The sequence below is a fragment of the Streptomyces sp. NPDC099050 genome (genome assembly GCF_044759865.1).
Lineage (GTDB): Bacteria > Actinomycetota > Actinomycetes > Streptomycetales > Streptomycetaceae > Streptomyces.
The window spans coordinates 215,841-234,357 of the sequence record NZ_JBIWAE010000010.1; the positions used below are offsets into that span (position 1 = coordinate 215,841).

An 18,517-nucleotide genomic window follows, 5' to 3' on the forward strand; every position below is an offset into this window, starting at 1 on the left:
CCCGGAAGGGCCCGGTTAGCATCCGACGATGACGATGACGATGCCGACGGACACATCCTTCCGCGATGCGGTACGTCGAGCCGACGTCGACCTGTTGGCCGGCCGCCTCGACGCGCTGCACTGTCCGCCGGCCACCTTCGGGATCCTCGTCCGGCACGAGGACCCCCGGCTGCGGTACCTGGGGCTGGTCCTGCTGGCCGAGCGCGTCGGGTCGGACCGTACCGGCGGCGAGCCGGAGCTGGCCGAGATCGCGGGGCTGCTGCCCGAGCCCGTGGCGGGAGCGCCGGAGGAGGCGCTCGTCCTGGCCCGGCTCCACGAACGACTGGGACCGTACCTCCGGGGTCCGGGCCTGCGGGGTCCGGGCCTGCGGGGTCCGGGCCGGCCCGCGTGGCGGACGGCCGAGCTGCCCGTACGGGTCCAGATCGCCTGGCTGCGCGCCGAGCTCCTGAACGAGCCGACGGCGATCCGCAAGGAGCCGCGGGGCGAGCTGCTGTACCAGGCGGTGCGGGAAGCGACCGCCACCGCGGCGCACCGGCCCGAGCGGCTCGTGCACGAACTGGTGGACAGCGGTGACCCGGTGCTGCAGGCCGATGCGCTGCGGCTGGCCCGGGAGGGGCTGCACGCCGGCCTGCTGGCCCCCGTACGGGTCCGCGCGCACGTGATCAGCCTGCTCGGCGCCGGCGGCGCCGACGTCGTGGCCGCCGCACTGGACGAACTCGCCGAACCCTGGGCGGCGTTGGAACCCCTGTCGCCGGTTCTGCTGGCGCCGTTCCTCGCTGCCGATTCGGTGATCGCGCGGCCGGACGCGGCCGCCGCCGCACTCAGGGCCGCGGCCCACCACGGACACGACGGCCCGCTGTGGCGGGTCGTCGACGATCCGGACCTGCCGCCGGTACTTCGCCGGCGCGCGATGGAACTGCTCGGTGAACTGGCGGACCGCGGTGACATCGGCGCACTGACCGCCGTCGCCGCACGGGACCCGCTGCTGTTCGCCGGGCCGGCCGTGACCTGCCTGCGCGGGCTCCATCGGCGCGGGCACTTCCCGGACGGTCCGCACGTCCCGGCCGTCATCGGCCTGGCACTGGCCGATCACTCGGTCGCGCCCCAGGAGGTCGCGACGATCCTGTTCACCTGCCGCCACGAGACGCTCCGCGTCCTGGTGGACACGGACGCCGGCGATCCGACCTGGCCGCGGCGGCTCGCGCTGCTGGTCGCCCTGGCCGGGCAGGGGGCGGGGGAGCTCCCGATCGGGGAGGCGATCGCACGGGTCCTTCCCTCGGCCCCCGCACCGGCACCGTTCCTCGACGCGATCGGTGCGCTGCGCCACGCGGACGCCGAGGACGCCGTGATCACCCTCCTGCCCTCGGCGCCCGCGGCGGCGCTGGACGCCCTGGAGGCCATCGGCGGGCACCGGACGAGGACGGCCCTGAGGGAAGGGCTCGGTCTCGCCGCGCAGGCGGGCGGGGGAGGGATCGCGCCGCACCTCCGCGCGGTGCGCAACCGTGCCCTGGAGGTGCTGTGGCACCTGACCGACGATCCGGCACAGCGGCAAGCCCTCCTCGTCCGGCTCGATCCCGCCGATCTGCCGACGCGCATCGCCTCGGATCTCGGCGGGCCCGACGAGCGGGAACTGGCGCTCCTGAGTTCCCATCTGGACCCGGACCGGCCGGTGGCGGCGCTGTGCCGACTGGCCGCCCACGGCGGCGCCGGCACGCTGCCGGTCATCGCGGACCTGCTCCTGCGCGTCGTGGCGGACCTGGCGGCCTCCCGGGATCCGGGCGCGGCCGCCCCGGGACCCGACACCGGCTCCCCGGCCGGGGAGCCGGCAGGACAACCGGCAGGACAACCGGCAGGACAGCCGGCCGGGGAGCCGGCGGTACCGCAGGGGGTCCTGGACGCCGTACACGGCCTGGGACACCGGCTCCACCTGCGGGGACGGATCAGACCGGCCTGCCTGCTCGACGCGGCGAACCCGCGAGAGGCGGGGCACGCACTCGTCGCGACCATGGCGCTGGACCTGCTGGACCGCCCCGGGCTGTCGGACGGCGAACAGGCGATCCTGCTCGAACTCCTCCTCAGGGCTCCCTACGAGGGCACCCGTGCGCGGGTGCACCGCCTGCTGCGCCACCGCGACCGGCACGTGCGCAAGCACGTGATCGCGCTGCTCGCCCGCGAGGCCACCGGGGACGACGCGCAGGCGCTGTCAGCGACGCTGATCGCGCTGACCGCCTCCCAGGACATCCAGACCGTGCGGCAGGCGCTGCTCGCCCTCGGTCACGCGCGGGCCGGCTGGGCCTCCACCGCGATCGCCGCCCGTCTCGGCCATCCGAACATGAACGTCAGGAAGACCGCCGCCCGGGTCCTGGTCGCCGCGGGCACGCCCGCGGCCGTACCGGCGTTGCTCTTCCAGCTCGGGCACCACGGCAATCCCGGTCTGCGCGACGCCCTCGTCGCGGCGCTGCGCGCGATCCTCGCGAACGCGTACCCGGCCACCGTGCTCGCCGCCGCCGAACAGAGCGAAGACGACCGGGCCCGCGGACTGCTCCTCGCGGGCCTTGACGGCGCGCTCGCGGCGCGCTCGGTCCTCGCACTGGACGGCCAGGGGTCACGGGTGGCGCCGACCCTGCTCGCCCTGGTGGCGTCCGGGCGGGTCGGACTCGCCTCCGGGAGGGTCGAGGACCTGGCGACGGCCATGGCCGGACACGGGATCACCCCGCCCGGCGCACCGCGGTCGGCCGGGGACTCCGGAGCGGACCTCGACGCCGACGCGCTGGTGGCGGCGGGCTGGCACGCTCCGGTCGCGCTCCGCCTCGCCGCGCGGTGCGAGTTGCCCCGCCCCACCCGGCTGCGGCAGCTCCGGCCCCTGCTGCCGGACTTGCTGCGCCTGGCCGCCTCCCAACCCGCCGAACGGGTCGGCGTCCTGCGGCTTACGCTCGGGCTCTGTCCCGCACCGTGGACGAGCGGGGAAATCACGGAGTTCGCCCGGTCCGTCAAGGTCCTGCTCGCCGGGCTCGCCGAGACCCCGGCGGCGGACCGGCACGACCTCATGGCGGTGCTCGAAGCGGTCGCGCCGACCCTGCCGGCGATCGAGAAGCAGGCCGTCGCCGAGGCGGTACGCGCCCTGCCCAGCGCCCCCTCGGACGGCCCCTCCACCCTGACGCTGCTCCGCGCCCTCGGCGCGGTACTGGTCCGCGCCGACCTCGAACAGGCCCTGGATTCGGCCCGGTTGGGCGCCAGTCCGTGGCGGGCCGAGACCGCGGCCCTCCGGGAGGCGTTCGCCGCCCCGCAGGACCCCGCGGCCTCCGCGCAGGCCGGAGCCGAGGCGTGGCGGGCCGCGCTGGACGCCGCGGTCCGCACGCCGGGCGCCCTGGAGGAGTTCCGCCTGCTCTGCCGGCAGCGGGACGGCGTGGACGCCATGGACAGTGTGGACGCCGTGGACGCCGTGGACGCCGTGGGCGGTGTCCCGGGCTCCCGGGTCCGCCTGGCCGCGCTGATCGATGCCCACGCCACGGCCGGCCCCGGGGTGCGCGCCGCCCTCATCGACTGGATGACGGAGATCCAGCCCCTCGACGCACCACCCTGGACGCTCGCCGAGACCGCCCGTGCCCGTACCCGCGCCCGCGCGCAGGAGCCCCGACCGAGGACCGTGCAAGCCGACGACCTCGACCAGCCCCGCTCGACCGCGTTGCGGGACCGCCTGCTGGCCATGTTGCGGGCATCCGCTCCGGACCGTAGGCACACCGCGGCCCTCGCGCTCCTGAAGTGGCCCGACCCCGAGTGCGCGCCTCCCGTGCTCCGGGCGTTCCTGCGGGGCCGCGTCGACGTACCCGTCGGCGCGGGCCTGGCCGGCGCGCTGAGCGTGCTCGACGAGAGCGAACTGCGCGCGGACGGCGTCCTGCGCGACCGGGTCGCTCTCGTGGCGAGCGAGCTCGACCCGCCGGAACTGGAGACGCTGGTCCCGCTGCTGCTGGAATGGTGGGAGCAAGCCCCCGCGTCCGGCGGCTCCGAGGTCGGGCGGGCCCTGCGCAGGGTCCCCGCCGACGTGCTGGCGGAGCACCTCGGGGACCGCCTCGAAGCCGGCGCCTGGGGGTTCCTCGACCTGCTCGGCGGGCGTTCCCTCCTGCGCACCCCCGCGCTGACGCGGACCTGCCGGCGGCTGCGCGCCGAAGGGCGCGACGACCTCGCGGACACCCTGCTCCTCGTGGAGGGTCCGCTGCGCCGGCCGGACACCGTGCGGCAGGACGCCGCCGCCCTGGCCGCGCTCCGCGAGCGCGACCCGGCGGCCCCGGCAGGGGCATCGGCGCCCCCGTCCCGGCAGGAGCTGCTGGAACTGGCCCGTACGGGCGACCCGGTACGGATACGCCACGCGCTGACCCGGCTGGCCGAGGACCACGTCGGCCCGGACGCGGACGGGGACCCCGCCCTGCGGGACCTGCTCGGCGCGCTGCTGCGGCACCCGAAGCCCAAGGTCCGGCTGCACGCCCACCGGACCTCGCGGGCCGTGCTGGACCGTCGGACCCACCTCCACCACACCTCGCTCCTGCTGGACGACCCCCAGCCGGACCTGGTGCGCACGGCGATCCGGACGCTCTGCCACGCGGGCTGGACACCCGCCGTCCCCGCGGTCACCGGACTCCTGGAGCACCCCCATCCCGTCGTGCGCAGGGCCGCGGCCGAGGGACTCGTGGCCATGGGCACGCGCGCGGTCCCGGCCCTCAGACGAGCCGCCGTACGCGCCCGTCCGGACCGGCGGTCCCTCTACGCCGAGGTCCTCGAACAGATCACGGCCGGCCAGGCGGCCGTCTGACTGGTGACCGGTGACCGGTGACCGGTGACTGATGACCGGCCGGTCCGCGGCGGCCGGGCCGGCCGGATCGGCCGGCCCGGGAGAGCTCAGCCCCTCGCGTGCTGGTGGAGCGAGGCGGCCAGCAGGTGGGAGTCGAGCAGGGAGACGTCCGCCGTCCTGTCCGCCCGCGCGTAGCCGGCCAGCATCCGCTTGGTCAGGACGAGCGCCTCGGGTGAGCGCCGGACCAGGGGCCTCGTCCAGGAATCGATCACCTTGTCCAACTGCTCCAGCGGCGCGGTCCGGTGCAGCAGACCGATCCGGTGCGCGGTGCCGGCGTCGAAGGCGTCGCAGGTGAGCATGAGCTCGCGGATCCTGGAGGCGCCGGCCTCGGAGACCAGCCGGCCCATCGCCCCGCCCCACGCCGGCGGCAGCCCGATGCCGACCTCCGGCATGCGGAAGCGGCTGGTGTCGGCGCCGGCCCGCAGATCACAGAAGGCGGCCAGGGCGAGGCCCGCGCCGACGACCCGGCCGTGCAGCCGGGCGATGGTGACCGCGTGGGTGTTCTCCAGGGCCTGGCACAGGCGGTGCGCCTTGTCGGCGATCCGCCGCAGGCCCACGCCGGAGGGATCGGCGGCCACGGCCTCCTGGTACTCGCCCCGGTCGGCGCCCAGGCAGAAGTCCGTACCCAATGACGAGAGCGTCAGGATCCGGACGTCGGGTCTCTCGTGGAGCTCGTCGAGCAGGGCGATGAGATCGTCGAGGACGGCGGCGTTCAACGTGTCGTCCTGCCCCCAGGGGTTGAGGCGGACGTGCAGGACGGGTCCTTCCTGTTCGACGAGTACCGCCTTGGCCGCGGTCCTGCCGAGTGCGTGTACAGGTGCCTGCGCCTGTGCCTGTGCCTGTGCGGGGAGTGCGGCGAGAAGGGGGGTCGGTTCGGTCATGCGACTGCTACGTCCAGGTTCAGGAGTCGCCGGAACGCCACACGGGGCGCCATCGACGGGGGGCGTACGAGCGTGAGGCGGGGGAGGCGCCGGACCAACTGGTGGAGCAGCGTCTGGGCTTCGATGCGGGCCAGCGGTGCTCCGAGGCAGTAGTGGATGCCGCCGCTGAACGCGAGGTGGTCGGTGTGGCGTTCGGGGTCGAAGACGTCCGGGTCCTTGTGCTTGGCCGGGTCCCGGTGCGCCGCGCCGATCATGAGGTGGACCATCTCGTCGCGGCGGATCTCGAAGCCTCCGAGCACGGAGTCCTGCGATGCGATCCTGCTGATCACGTGGGTGGGCGGGTCGTAGCGGAGCGTCTCCTCGACGAACCCGGGCACGAGATCCGGGTTGTCGGCGACCCTGGCCCAGCGGTCCGGGCTCTCGACGAGCCGGAGCGTCATGGTCGAGAGCAGGGTCGCGGTGGTTTCCAGCGCTGCCAGCAGGACGAACAGCACCAGGTGGTAGACCGCCTCGTCGGCCTTGTCCCGGTCGGGCTCGATCGCGTCCCACGTCTGGATCCACCGGGTGACGGGATCGTCCCCGGGGCGGGAGCGCCGATCGCGGACCAGCTCCGTGAAGTAGGTGCGCAGTTCGGCGGTGGCCGCGTCGGACAGTGCCAGCTGGCTGGCCGACGGCAGCAGTTCCTGGGTGAAGACCTGATCGTGCGTCAACTCGCGGAGCCTGGGCCAGTCGGCCCGGGGCAGCCCGAGCCATTCGCCTATGGTGGCCACCGGCAGCTCCTCGCAGACGAGCTCGGAGAAGTCGGCCTCGCCGGTGCGTATTCGCTCCGTGAACGCGTCGAGGAGTTGATCCGCGCTCCGCTTCACGGTATGGCCGATGCGCTCCACGGTGCCCCGGTCGAAGGTGCCCGCCGCCCGGCGGACCTTGGTGTGGTCCGGTGGGTTGAGTGCGGCGAGCGTGTTGCCCATCTCGCGGGAGGAGGGCGCGTTCCACCGGGTGCCGGGCCCCTGCCGCTCGCGCCATTCCTTGTCGGGCTCCAGCCATTGACGGCTGCGCAGGACCTGGTCACAGGCGGCGAAGCCGGTCACCGCGAACCCGCCCCAGGGGGCGGGCACCACCTCGCCGCGTGCGAGGAGTTCCGTGTAGATGGGGAAGGGGTCGGCCTGCCCTCTTGCCGTCCGCAGACGGGAGAAGAGGGAGGCGGACGCCCGGCGGTCGTACGCCGCGGTTGTGGCAACGCCCATGATGGCGGCTCCTTTCCGAGAACCAGCCGCCATGCATACCCTCAAGATCGTTAGGGCATCCACTACCGCCGAGTACTCAGGGTGTTACCTGAATCACAGATTCCTCATTCGCCTCTGGTCCACGCGAGGAAGCGGCTGAACAGGCCGCCCTTGGGCTGCTGCGCTCCAGTGGCGGCATGGGAGCCCGCGGGGCCGGCCTGCGTGGACGAGGGTGCGCCCGCATGCTGTTGGGGCGTCTGGCCCACGTTCGAACCCGCCGGCCAGGCGGCCCCGGTGGACGCGGCCGACCCGGCTCCCTGGGCAGCGGCCTTCGGGGTGAAGCGGATCGGGAGGGTGACCAGCGAGCGGCTCCACGGACTGGGCGCCCAGGTCAGCGACTTGAAGGGGACGCGCAGCTCGACATCGTGCAGCTGGTTGAGCAGCGTCTCGACGGCCGTCACGGCGATCATGAAAGCCGGGTCCTTGGCGGGGCAGGCGTGCGGGCCCGCTCCGAAGGCCAAGTGCGCCTTCGCGCTGAGCTGTTCCCGGTGCTCGGTCAGCTTCGGGTCGGTGTTGGCCGCGGCGAACGAGACGAGGATCGGGTCGTTCGCCCGGATCACCCTGCCGCCGATCTCGACGTCGTGAGTCGGGTAGTGCGCCGCGTAGTTGGAAATGGGGGCGTAGTTCCAGAGGGTCTGGGAAACCGCGTCCTCGACGGGGAGGGCGAGCTGCCATTCCTCGCCGAGGTACAGGGCGCTGCTGGTGCCGATGGCCGCCGCCAGCGGCGCCGTGCCTCCGGAGAGCAGGGTGACCAGCTGGTGCAGCACCTCCTCGTCGCTCAGCTCGGCCGGGTGCTCCATCAGGCGCGTCGTCAGATCGTCCGTCGGGCGACGCCGCTTGAGGGCGATCAGCTCGGTGAGCGCCCCGCCCAGCACCTCGTCGGAGCCGGGGGTTCCCTCGAAGATTCCGCTGATCCCGGCGATCACCCGGTCGCCGATCTCGGGCGGGCAGCCGAAGAGCTCGCTGAAGACCAGCAGGGGCAGCGGCTGGGCGTACTCGGCCATCAGCTCGGCGTGGCCGCGGATGTCGGTACTGAACTGGCTGATCAGGTAGTGCGCGGACTGCTGGGTCTGCCGGATGAGCTGGTGCTCGTTGACGGTGGCGAGGCTGTCCGTCACGGCCCGCCGCAGCCGGGCGTGTGCGGCGCCGTCGCTGAAGAGCGCGTTGGGGCGGTAGCCCATCATCGGCAGGGCCGGGCTGTCGGCCGGGACGCGGCCTTCGGCCAGCGCGTTCCAGCGCCGGGAGTCGCGTACGAAGGAGGCCGGGTTCTGCAGGACGTACAGCGCGGCGTCGTAGCTCGTGACGAGCTCGACCTGTACGTCGGGGGCGATGTCCACGGGCGCGCTGGGACCGTAGGAACGCAGCTGCGCGTAGTGGCTGTCCGGGTCGGCGCCGAACGACGGGCCGTACATCTGGACGTTCCCGTGCGCGGGGCAGCCGGGAGGTATCTCGTGCGGGTCACGTGGCTGTTGCATTCCTGCGCTCCTAGCCGAGTTGGGACATGAGGTGTTTCACGAGGGTGATGAGGGCCCGCGCGGAGGAGTTCTCGTCCCGTACGTCGCACTCGACGACAGGGGTCTCGGGGGTGAGGTTCAGGGCCTCGTGCACCTCGTCGAGCGGGTAGTGGGTGGCGCCCTCGAAATGGTTCACGGCGATGGCGTAGGTCAGGCCGAAGCGTTCGACGAGGTCCAGGATGGGGAAGGACTCGTGCAGTCGCTCCGGGTCGACGAGGACCAGCGCCCCCAGAGCGCCCCGGGAGAGCTCCTCCCACATCTCCTTGAAGCGCTCCTGGCCCGGCGTTCCGAAGAGGTAGAGCACCAGGGTGTCGCTCAGGGTGAGCCGGCCGAAGTCCATCGCGACGGTGGTGGTCGTCTTGTCGGGCGTGCCCGACAGGTCATCGAAACCCACGCTGGCTTCGGTGATCTCCTCCTCGGTCCGCAAGGGCTCGATCTCGGAGAGACTGCCGATACAGGTGGTCTTGCCGACCCCGAAATGCCCCACGATGAGAATCTTCACCGCGTGGGAGACATCTGGATCCAGGTACACGCGTTACGCTCCGAATCGATTCTTCAGGCCTTCGAGCACGGCGCTGACCAGCTCTCTGTCGACACGTTCGGCGCGCGGGATCGGTGTCCTCGCGAGGATGAGCTCGTCCTCCTCCAGCTGCGCCAGCAGGATGCGGACGACACCCAGGGGCAGGTGCGTGTGCCCCGCCACCTCGGCCACGGACAGGAATCCGTCCGCGACCAGGTCCATGACCCGCCCCGCTTCCGGGGACAGCGTGCGCGCCGCCACCTGTCCGTGTTCCGCCGCCGCGGTCACGAGCGTCGTGTGCTCGTACTCGTGGTCCGGGGGCAGTGCACGTCCGTTCGTGATCACGAAGAGGGGGACTAATGGAGAGGTCAGTTCCAGCTCTTCGTCCCGGTCGAGCCCCTCAGGCATGGCTGGTCCCCTTCCCCGGTGTCGATGCAGCCGTCGCCGTCCCCGTCGCCGTCAGCCGGGGCACCACCTCGTGCAGACGCGTGGTGAACTGCTCGATGTCGCAGTCGTGTTCGGCGGCGGCGGCCAGGAAGGCATCGGGCCCGGCGGCCATCAGGAAGATCCAGCCGTGCTGGAACTCGATGACCGTCTGGCGCCACTCCGCGTTCTCGACGGCCCCGGCGAACTGGGAGGTGACCCGGCTGTAGGCGTGGATGCCCGTCATGGCCGCGGAGATCGTGTCCGCGAGGTCGCGGCTCATCCCGTGGGTCGCCCCGCGGGGAAGACCGTCCGACCCCAGCAGTACGGCGTGCCGGGCACCCTTGACTTCGGACATCACCCGGTCGAGCTCGCCCAGGACGAAACCCGAGTCACCGGGGCCCTGCTGCCGTGGGACGCCCCCGCGCGGACCTCCGGCGTCCTCGGTGGTCACCCGCGGGGGCGAGGTGAGGTTGGTGCCCAGCCGGGCGACGAGGCGGTGCATGCGGAAGGAGATCTGCTGCATGTCCACATCGGGCGCGGCCGCGGCGGCGAGGTAGGAACCCTGCCCCGCCCCGATCAGGAAGCTCCAGCCGTGCGAGAACTCGATGATGGTCTGGTTCCACCGCCGGTCCTCCTGCGTCCCGGCGAAGTGGGCCGTGGCCCGGCTGAGCGACTGCATCCCGGCCATGGCCGCCGAGATGGTGCGCACGTCCTTCTCGGCCAGGCCTTCGGTCGCGCCGCGAGGAAGGCCGTCGGCCGACAGCAGGACGGCGTGCCGTGCGCGGGGCACGTTGTGCACGATGTCCTCGAGCATCCACGAGAGGTCTGCGGTCATGCCTCTTCGGGCCCTTCGAACGAGGTGGCGTCAAGGTTGCGGCCGGAGAGGGTGCCGCGCTGGAAGGCCCCCAGGCCGCGCCCGGACGTGCGGCCCGAGTCCCCCGGGGTCCGTGGCGCGGGCGCGGTGGCGTCGGGGTCGGGAACGCTCGCGATGGGGGCCTGACGCGCGCCGCGCTTGGGCAGACCGTGCATGGTCCGCGCCGTCGTGCTCTGGGCGGGCCGGCTCTCGGCGGCGCGCCGGAACTCGCTGACCGGAGCCTCGCTGACCGGAGCCTCGCTGCCCGGAGCGCCGCTGCCCGGAGCCTCCTGGACGGGCCGGATCTCCTCCATGGTCCACAGCTCCTCGGGCAAGAGGACGACGGCCCGGACGCCGCCGTACCGGGAGACTCCGGTGACATCGACCTTGAAACCGTGCTGACGCGCGATCAGGCCGATCACCGGGAAGCCGAACTTGGGCTGGGTACCGAGCTGCGACAGGCGCGGGGCGATCTCTCCGGAGAGCAGCCCGGTCGCCCGCTGCCGCTCCTCGTCGTTCATGCTGACGCCGGCGTCGTCGATGACGATGCAGAGGTTGTTCTGGACCCGCTGGAACGTCACCTCGATCGGTGCGTCGTGCTGCGAGAAGCTGGCGGCGTTGTCGAGCAGCTCCGCCACGGCGAGGGCGACGGGCGCGACCGCGGACGCCTTCAGGGCGAGACTGGTCTGCTGCATGATGGCGACCCGGTGGAAGTTGCGGATCTGCCCCTGGGCGCTGCGCACGACGTCGTAGACGCTGGCGGGCCGGTTGCGGCGGCCGAGCGGCGCACCGCACATGACGGCGATGCCCTGAGCCTTGCGCGCCATCTGGGCGTTGGCGTGGTTGACGTCCAACAGGTCGCTCAGGACGGTGTGTCCGCCGTACTTGCGCTGGATGCCGTCTAGGAGCGTCGTCTGCTCGGCGGCCAGGCTCTGCAGGAGGCTCGCGGCACCCTTGAGGACGGCCTTGGTGTTCTCCTCCGCGGCTTCCTTGGCCGCGCGGAGCGTGGCGTCCTGCTCGCTCTGGAACCTCAGCAACTCGGCGCGCGACGCGTGCAGGTGGCTGTCCGTCGCGAGCAGCTGGTGCCTCAGTTCGGCCTCGGTGTGTGCCTTCTTCGCCCCCAGCGCTCTGGTGCGGGCGACGAGTGCCACGATCGCGACGACGGCTATCGCCGTCACCGCGACCAGGCACCACACAAGTGCGTCTCGATTCATGGAAACCTTTCCCGGCGCGTGCCATGCGGACGGCTGCAGATACACCTCGCGAGGCCCCGCAACACAGCTGATCGGCACGGTTCACCTGCTGTTACGCGGGAAGCATGCCGCCGATCCAAATCAGCATCTGCGTCTAAATGAATCAAGATCACAGATGCCGGGATGTTATCACCGGATCATCGGCCCTCCGGACGCCCGCTATGGCGCCCGATCCCCCAACCAGACTGTCAGGGTTGTGGGTTGACATGGCCTTTCGGCCCTTCGCATCCACCGTCGGCCACCCCCTCGCGACACCGCTCCGTTAAGCAGTTCTTCACGTGAGGGGCGGCGATCTCTCACAACTATCCGCCGCACGGCGCCAACCGAACCACGGAGGGGCTTGGCGGGCCCGATGTGCCGGTGCTCCGTTCGCGGATGTCGCGGGCGCGCTTATGTCCGCTTGTTCCTGACGCGGCAACAGGTATCCGCACGCCCGAGGGGGCGCCGCCTCCGTGATCGACTCTCGGCCCGGCGGCGTGATTTCGCTCTTTCGCGCGCCGTGCGGCTGCCGCTTCCCTTGGCTCGTGCGTCGACGTGGCGACGCCATCGCCAACACCCGTCCCCTGGAGGACTCATGGCATCGGACCAGGAGTGGAAGCTCGACGCCGGAACCGCGTGGATCCTTCCCGCGAGCGACGGGGGCATCGTCAAGCCGCTCGTTCTGGCCAGCAAGGCGGGACCGGGGGAGACCGACCTGGCCGCGCTCCGGGCCCGCCTCTGCTCCGGCGCCGACGCGTTCGGCGACGCGGTGCGCGCCCGCGGCCACGACCTGATCCTCATCGGCTTCAACGACGGAGCCGCCCCCCTGCCCGACCTGGCCGACACCGTCGTGGACGCCCTCCGGCGGACGGCGGCCGAACAGACCGGCAGCGCCCCGCTCGCCGTGGGCGGCATCGGCAGGGGAGCCCTGGCCGTCCGCTACGCCCTCGCCGCGATGGAGTACCGGCAGGAGGACCACCGGGCCCGGCGGTACTTCTCGTTCAACGGAACGGCTCCCTCCCCGCAGGAGCACGCAGAGCTGGACGCACGGGGCGGTTGGCCGCGGCTGCCGAAGAAGGTCAAACTGGTCGTCGGTGACCTTGCCGGTGACGTCACCGGCGGGCTGAGCGACGAGGACTTCGACGACAGCACCACCGCCCCCGCCGACCCGGGAGGCCTGCTGATCCCCACCGCGCAAGCCTCCTGGCTGCTGGACCACCTGGCCTAAACCGTTTGTTTCGGATCCTGCCCGGCCGCGGAATCGCGGAGCGGAGCGAAGTGATAGCCGTCCACTCACCGGAGTTCCGGAATTCTTTCGCAATTCAATTACCCGAGGGCGATATCCGTGGGTCAGAGCCGGGCCCGTCGGACAGCGAAGCGGAACCCCGCGCGGAGCAATCCCGGCCCCTATGGACTCCCCTCGGGCGGGCCCGCTGCCGGCGGGGTGCGCCACGACAGCGAAATCCGTGGCACAGCGACGCCGCCTGCACGAGACTGCGCGGGTGAGCGACCCCCACCCCGCCCCCCACCCCTGCCCCTGCTGCGGTCACCGCGTGCTGGACCACATGCCCGGCTCCTACGAAATCTGCCCCGTGTGCTTCTGGGAGGACGACGGCGTCCAGTTCCGCTGGCCGACCATGGACGGCGGAGCGAACAAGGTCTCCCTGATCGAGGCCCAGCGGAACTACCAGGACTTCGGCGCCTGCAAGCGACGTGTCCGGGACCTTGTCCGCCCCGCGAACGAGAACGAGCCGCTCGACCCCGCCTGGCGCCCCATCGACCCGACCCGCGACTCCTTCGAAGACCGGGACGCGGACGAGCCCGCCCCGTGGCCGGACGACCGCTCGGTGCTCTGCTGGTGGCTCCCCACCTTCTGGCGCTGACGTACGTACCCGAAGACCGGCCCGCTGCCGCACGCGCCTCCGGTCGACTGGTCGTCAGTTCTTGCGGGCCAACGGCTGCCCGGCGAACTTCACCCCTGCCAGGCCATGGGCCATGAGGTTGCGAATGTTGCTGTGATCGGTGCCGCTCGGCGTGGCCAGCACGCTGCGGTAGTGCTCCCCGAAGGCCAGCAGCGCTTCCTGGTCGCTCAGCCCTTCCAGCAGGGCCAGTCCCAGGGTCTTGCAGGAGCCCTCGTTCTCACCCGCGGCATTTTCCGCTTCCCCGTTGTGGAACGCCTGCGGCTGGTACTCGTAGTGCGCGGTGACGAAGGCCAAGGTGTCGGCGAACGCGTGCTCACCGGACGCAAGGCTTACCCGCAGCGAGTTCAGATCGGTCATGGTGGCTCCCCTCGGTTGCACAGACGATCCGTTCGCCGTCCGTGACCGGACGACATTAACCCCTGGCGCCCGGCCGTAAGAATCGCGCGACACGACCGAACGAACGCCATCTCCGCAGGTCACGCCATGGGTCCGCACGCCCCGCCGGGAGCCGGTTCTGTGATCCGCCGGCTCCCCGGGCACGGTGCTCCGCCCTGGAGAGATGACGCCGTGCGTGGAAGAGGTCACTCAACGTGTCGCCGCTACGCCCGGACGCCCCGCCCCGCCCCGGCGGTGGGGCGCCCAACTGCGTTACGAGAAGCAGCCGTTCGAGGTCAGAGGGGGCCGGGTGCGGCGGATCAGCCCTGTTGTTCGCTGACGTTGACCATCCACGTGATGCCGAACTTGTCCGTGCACATGCCGAAGGTGTCGCCCCACATCTGCTTCTCCAGGGGGACGGACACCGTGCCGCCGTCGGACAGCTCGTTCCAGTAGCCCCGCAGCTCGTCCAGGTCGTCGCCGCTCAGGCTCACCGCGATGTTGTTCCCCGGCTCGTGCTCCGCCCCGGGCGGATTGTCGGCGCCCATGAGGGTGAACCCGCTGGGCGTCTCGAGCATGCCGTGCATGATCTTGTCGGAGTAGCCGGGGGGCGCCTCGGCGCCGAATCCGGCGTAGGTGTGGACGGCCAGCTCGCCGCCGAACACCGCCTTGTAGAACTCCATGGCCTGCTTCGCGTCGCCGGCGAAGCTGATGTACGGGTTCAGCCGAGAGGGCACGTTCACTCCCTTTTGTGGCGAATGGTCAGTGCGGGCAGCCTAGGGGTGCGGCCTGCGTACGGAGGGTTCCCCCGGTCCGCCCGCCCACCTCGTGTCGCACGCACGCCCCGTAGAGGCGGGCCGGTCAAGGCGCCCGAACACACCCGTCGCCCGGTGCTCCGCGCTCCGCCGTCGCCCCCCTCGGCGTCGAACGTTGAAGATCGGGCTAACCGCGCGCAGGATCCGTCTCCCGCTCCGCGGCACGGTCGAGGCTGCTGATGATCCACTCGGCCAGATCGCGGCCGTCGCGCTCGGCGGCGCCCGCCCACAGGGTCTCCCGCTCCGCGGTCGTGCGCACCTGAAGTTGAACCTGCTTGCCCTTGCGTCGCTCGTCGTCCACGTCGGCCACGTCGACCGATCCCGCCAGGGCCGCATGCCGCACGTGCTGTCGGAGCGTGTTGCGGGACCAGCCCTCCTGAGCGGCGCGTTCCAGCCACATCGCACGCTTCGCGGGCTCCAGCGAGGCGACCTCGGCATGGTGCTGGAAGCTGACCTTCGGGTGCCGTTCGGCGGCCGGGAACCGCCTGGCGATCCAGGCGTAGTTCCGCAAGGTCTTGTAGTCCAGGCCTGTTTCTTCCATGGCCTGTCGATAGCGTCCGGGGTACATGTCCTGGCCGAAAATGAGCCAGTCGCCGAGCCACCAGCTCGAAGAGTCGGCTATCAGGTAGAGGTGCTTGCCGAACCGCTTCCACTCGGCCAGGGGGAAGTCCGGTGGCAGGGACAGGCCTGTGCGGCGTGTGAGGGCCGCCGCACCGGGAGAGGATCGGGGCGCGGTGCGCAGGGTGGTCGTACTGACGGACGTCTCCATGCTGATCGCTTCTCTGGTCAGGTCGGTCGGTGGACGGAAGGTCGATGAAGCCGGAGGCGGGCTGTTGGTGTGCCGGCCGCTCTTCCCCGTAACGCATCGTCGAACGCGGTTCAGTGCCGTGGCCTTGGGGACGAAGGGCCGTTGTGGCGCGGGCGCGGGGGTCGACGCGCCGAGCGAGGCATTTTGGCGTGAAAGCGTCGTCGGTTCGACGACTGATGGCCGTCGGCCACGCCGAGTCCTGAAGCACGGTTGGCTGATATGTGGAGTTCACGTGGATCTACCGCTTCCCGGGCGGCGAGCAACTGCACTGGTCACCAGGGAGTCTGGCATCGCGTTCGGGCCGTGGTCCAGATCAATCGACCGGCATTAATCAGCCCGGCAGCAGGATGCCGAGGCTGAGGGCGGGTGGTACCCGCATCAAAGGGTGCAGCCCTGGTGCTTTCGGGCAATCGCCCATCCCGCGATGGAACCTGCCGCAAACAGGACGATGGTCCAGGTGATCTGAAGACCGGGCTGGTGGGGGGAGACCTTGCTCGTCGCGTGGAAGTGGCGCGTACGGGCTGCGTGCGTTCGCGGGGCGTCGCCGTGCGCGGCGTCTACGCGGAGTCGTTCTTCAGATCGCCCAACGGGGCCGAGCGCCTGCGCGAACCGGCCGAACTCGGCGTGGAGATCCGGCTCCCGGGATCCGTGCCCTTCCGGCTGATGCCGGCCGGGGTGCGGGACGAGGCGATCGCGCGCGAGAGTCGGTGTCTCGATTCGCCCGTTCCGCCGGAACCTCGCGACGCTCATGAGCAAACTCGGCACGGAGAACCGCTTCCAGGCGGGCGTCAAGGCGGGCGTCAAAGCGTCCGCGAAAGGCCGGCTCCGGCTTTTCTTCATCCCTGGGTGATCGCCCTGGCAATTCCCCGGCGTTCACGCCCCGTTCCGAGAGATCCTGTGGGCGGGGGTGCCCCCTGTCAAGTGCGATCCGGGCCCTCCATGAAACCTTCGCAGTTTTGGCCGGAAGGATTCACCTCACCAGGCGGCGGGCGGCCCGCGTGTCCCGCCGGCGGGACACGCGGGCGGGCCCGCGAGGCAGAACCGACTTCAGTTCCAAGGGTGTTCGGTGGCCGATTCCCGACATCATCACTGGCTGAAAACCTCGTGAATCCGCCGGGGAGCCTTGGTGCCGGCGATGCTATGCGGCTGATTTCGCCCGGTCCGCCCGATTCGGTGGCCGAAGGGATTCCCGGTGCTGCGGCTTTGCGCCAGGGGGCCGTCACGTCCCTTGGCCATCGGATTCGCGGCTCGACAACCGTTGCGGCCTGTTGCATGATCCGGTCGTCGAGCGGCACGGGGGCTGGGTGATGGCGCCGCTGTCTTCTTTTGTGTGAGGCGAACTTGACGCTCTGTCGAATTTCCTGCCCTTGTGGTTTGGGCTGCCTGCCGTCCTAAGGCATTCACCAATGCCGGCGGCTTCCACCAGCAACCCGCGCACATCCCTCGTGACGGACCGATCCCGTCTTTGTTCGAACTTCCCTCACGGAGCCATGAGCCCCATGTTTCATGCCACACCTCTGCTGTGCCTGCCCTTCGCCGGAGCGGGCGCCAGCTTCTACATGCCCTGGCGTTCCCTCGGCGTCGAGGGCGTCGAGGTCAAGCCGATCCAACTGCCCGGCCGTGAGCGCCTGGTCGACCAAGACCCTTACACCAACGTGCAGGCCGCGGCCGACGGACTGCTGGACGCCGCCCTCGCGGCGGCCGGAGAAGGGCCGGTGGCCGTCTTCGGCCACAGCCTCGGCGCGATCCTCGCGTACGAGCTGGCCCACCGGATCGCCGACCACGGTGCCAATGAGCTGGTCCACCTGTTCGTGAGCGGATCGCAGGGGCCGTGGAACGGACGCACGGAGCGGGCGACCGGACTGGACGACGACGCGTTCCTCGCCCGGGTCCAGGAGTTCGCCGGCTACACGCACCCGGCCTTCGACATCCCGGAGATGCGCGAGCTGCTGCTCCCCACGCTCCGCGCCGACGTGGAGATGCACGAGGCCTACGCGCCCACCTCCGAGCGCAAGCTCGCGGCGCCCGTCACCTCGATCCGCGGCGTCGACGACCACCTCGTCTCGGCCGACGCGGCCGGCCACTGGCGCGACGCGACCAGTGCGACGTTCACCGCCGTGGACGTGCCCGGTGACCACATGTACCTCGACGCGGATGCCAAGTCGCTGCTCGAGCTGATCGCCTCGCGGCTGCGGTCCGGGCGTACGGAGAACTGACGTGCGACTTTCCCAGAAGACCGTCCTCATCACCGGCGCGGCCCGCGGCCTCGGCCGTGCCTGCGCCCTGAGGTTCGCCGAGGAGGGCGCCGACCTCGCGCTGCTCGACGTGGCCGCGGACATCGCCGACGTGCCGTACCCGCTCGGCACGGCGGACCAGTTGGAGGCCACCGCACGGCTGTGCCGCGAGCGCGGCGCCTCCGTGCTGACCGCCCGGGCGGACGTGCGGCAGCAGAAGGAGATCGACGCCGCCGTCGCCGATGCCCTCGACCGGTTCGGCCGGATCGACGTCCTGGTCAACAACGCCGGCATCGCGTCCCCTTCCGGCAAGGCCAGCCACGAGATCACCGAGGACGAGTGGCGCGTCATGCTGGACGTCGACCTGTCCGGCGCCTGGCGGATGATCAAGGCCGTGGCGCCCTCCATGGCGAAGCAGCGCTCCGGCAGCATCGTGAACATCTCCTCCACGGCGGGGCTCGTGGGCTACCGCTACTTCGCCGGCTACGTCGCCGCGAAGCACGGCCTGATCGGGCTGACCAAGGCGGCGGCGCTCGACTACGCGGCCCTGCAGATCCGCGTCAACGCCCTGTGTCCCGGACAGGTCCGCGAGGAGCCGGCCCTCGAAGGCCGGATGCTCTCGGAGGTCGCCCGCTCGCTCGGTGTCGCACCGGAGGACCAGGAGACCGCGTTCCTGGAGTCCCAGCCGATGAACGCCCTGGTCAACCCCGAGGACGTCTCCTCCACGGCCCTGTGGCTCGCCAGTGACGACGCCCGACAGGTGACCGGAAGCGTCGTCACCGTCGACGGCGGATTCAGCACGCGATGA

General features: G+C 71.5%; 15 protein-coding genes. 5 read left to right on the plus strand and 10 right to left on the minus strand.

Annotated elements, in window-relative coordinates; genetic code table 11:
* Nucleotides 1-28 precede the first annotated feature (28 nt).
* On the plus strand, nucleotides 29-4,807 hold the full coding sequence (locus ACIQV3_RS19285) for a HEAT repeat domain-containing protein (RefSeq protein WP_403713596.1): 4,779 nt from the start codon (nucleotides 29-31) through the stop codon (nucleotides 4,805-4,807).
* An 86-nt stretch (nucleotides 4,808-4,893) separates the two neighbouring features.
* On the opposite strand, the gene ACIQV3_RS19290 is transcribed toward ACIQV3_RS19285, so the two are convergent.
* The 7 genes from ACIQV3_RS19290 to ACIQV3_RS19320 all read right to left on the minus strand — a co-directional run bounded on the left by ACIQV3_RS19290 (nucleotide 4,894) and on the right by ACIQV3_RS19320 (nucleotide 11,537).
* Nucleotides 4,894-5,727 (minus strand): enoyl-CoA hydratase/isomerase family protein, encoded by an 834-nt coding sequence (locus ACIQV3_RS19290; protein WP_403713597.1) that lies wholly within the window; start codon nucleotides 5,725-5,727, stop codon nucleotides 4,894-4,896.
* Nucleotides 5,724-6,971: a cytochrome P450 gene (locus ACIQV3_RS19295; protein WP_403713598.1), complete on the minus strand. Its 1,248-nt coding sequence runs from the start codon at nucleotides 6,969-6,971 to the stop codon at nucleotides 5,724-5,726. Before ACIQV3_RS19295 ends, ACIQV3_RS19290 begins: the two co-directional genes overlap by 4 nt.
* A 104-nt stretch (nucleotides 6,972-7,075) precedes the next feature.
* On the minus strand, nucleotides 7,076-8,485 hold the full coding sequence (locus tag ACIQV3_RS19300; protein WP_403713599.1) for a cytochrome P450: 1,410 nt from the start codon (nucleotides 8,483-8,485) through the stop codon (nucleotides 7,076-7,078).
* A gap of 10 nt (nucleotides 8,486-8,495) precedes the next feature.
* Nucleotides 8,496-9,056 (minus strand): GTP-binding protein, encoded by a 561-nt coding sequence (locus tag ACIQV3_RS19305; RefSeq protein WP_403713600.1) that lies wholly within the window; start codon nucleotides 9,054-9,056, stop codon nucleotides 8,496-8,498.
* Nucleotides 9,057-9,059: 3 nt separating this feature from the next.
* Complete coding sequence (locus ACIQV3_RS19310; protein WP_403713601.1) at nucleotides 9,060-9,452, minus strand: DUF742 domain-containing protein; 393 nt, start codon at nucleotides 9,450-9,452, stop codon at nucleotides 9,060-9,062.
* A complete protein-coding gene (locus tag ACIQV3_RS19315) occupies nucleotides 9,445-10,305 on the minus strand; it encodes a roadblock/LC7 domain-containing protein (RefSeq protein ID WP_403713602.1) in 861 nt (286 codons plus the stop codon). The genes ACIQV3_RS19310 and ACIQV3_RS19315 overlap by 8 nt, the downstream gene beginning before the upstream one ends.
* Nucleotides 10,302-11,537, minus strand: coding sequence for an ATP-binding protein (locus tag ACIQV3_RS19320; RefSeq protein WP_403713603.1), 1,236 nt, complete (start codon nucleotides 11,535-11,537; stop codon nucleotides 10,302-10,304). Before ACIQV3_RS19320 ends, ACIQV3_RS19315 begins: the two co-directional genes overlap by 4 nt.
* A gap of 613 nt (nucleotides 11,538-12,150) precedes the next feature.
* Here ACIQV3_RS19320 and ACIQV3_RS19325 point away from each other — a divergent pair.
* Both ACIQV3_RS19325 and ACIQV3_RS19330 read left to right on the plus strand, forming a co-directional pair.
* Entirely contained in the window at nucleotides 12,151-12,783 is a 633-nt protein-coding gene (locus ACIQV3_RS19325) for a hypothetical protein (protein WP_403713604.1), read from the plus strand.
* A 274-nt stretch (nucleotides 12,784-13,057) separates the two neighbouring features.
* Nucleotides 13,058-13,438: a CPCC family cysteine-rich protein gene (locus tag ACIQV3_RS19330; RefSeq protein ID WP_403713605.1), complete on the plus strand. Its 381-nt coding sequence runs from the start codon at nucleotides 13,058-13,060 to the stop codon at nucleotides 13,436-13,438.
* A gap of 54 nt (nucleotides 13,439-13,492) precedes the next feature.
* Here the strand turns inward: ACIQV3_RS19330 and ACIQV3_RS19335 are convergent, their stop codons facing one another.
* The 3 genes from ACIQV3_RS19335 to ACIQV3_RS19345 form a co-directional block, all read right to left on the minus strand.
* On the minus strand, nucleotides 13,493-13,834 hold the full coding sequence (locus tag ACIQV3_RS19335) for a HopJ type III effector protein (protein ID WP_403713606.1): 342 nt from the start codon (nucleotides 13,832-13,834) through the stop codon (nucleotides 13,493-13,495).
* Between the two features lie 338 nt (nucleotides 13,835-14,172).
* Nucleotides 14,173-14,589, minus strand: coding sequence for a VOC family protein (locus ACIQV3_RS19340; RefSeq protein WP_403713607.1), 417 nt, complete (start codon nucleotides 14,587-14,589; stop codon nucleotides 14,173-14,175).
* 205 nt (nucleotides 14,590-14,794) lie between these two features.
* Nucleotides 14,795-15,436, minus strand: a complete 642-nt coding sequence (locus ACIQV3_RS19345; protein WP_403713608.1) for an LmbU family transcriptional regulator — start codon at nucleotides 15,434-15,436, stop codon at nucleotides 14,795-14,797.
* Between the two features lie 1,529 nt (nucleotides 15,437-16,965).
* Here ACIQV3_RS19345 and ACIQV3_RS19350 point away from each other — a divergent pair.
* A complete protein-coding gene (locus ACIQV3_RS19350; RefSeq protein ID WP_403713609.1) occupies nucleotides 16,966-17,691 on the plus strand; it encodes a thioesterase II family protein in 726 nt (241 codons plus the stop codon).
* A gap of 1 nt (nucleotide 17,692) precedes the next feature.
* Nucleotides 17,693-18,517: a mycofactocin-coupled SDR family oxidoreductase gene (locus ACIQV3_RS19355; RefSeq protein ID WP_403713610.1), complete on the plus strand. Its 825-nt coding sequence runs from the start codon at nucleotides 17,693-17,695 to the stop codon at nucleotides 18,515-18,517.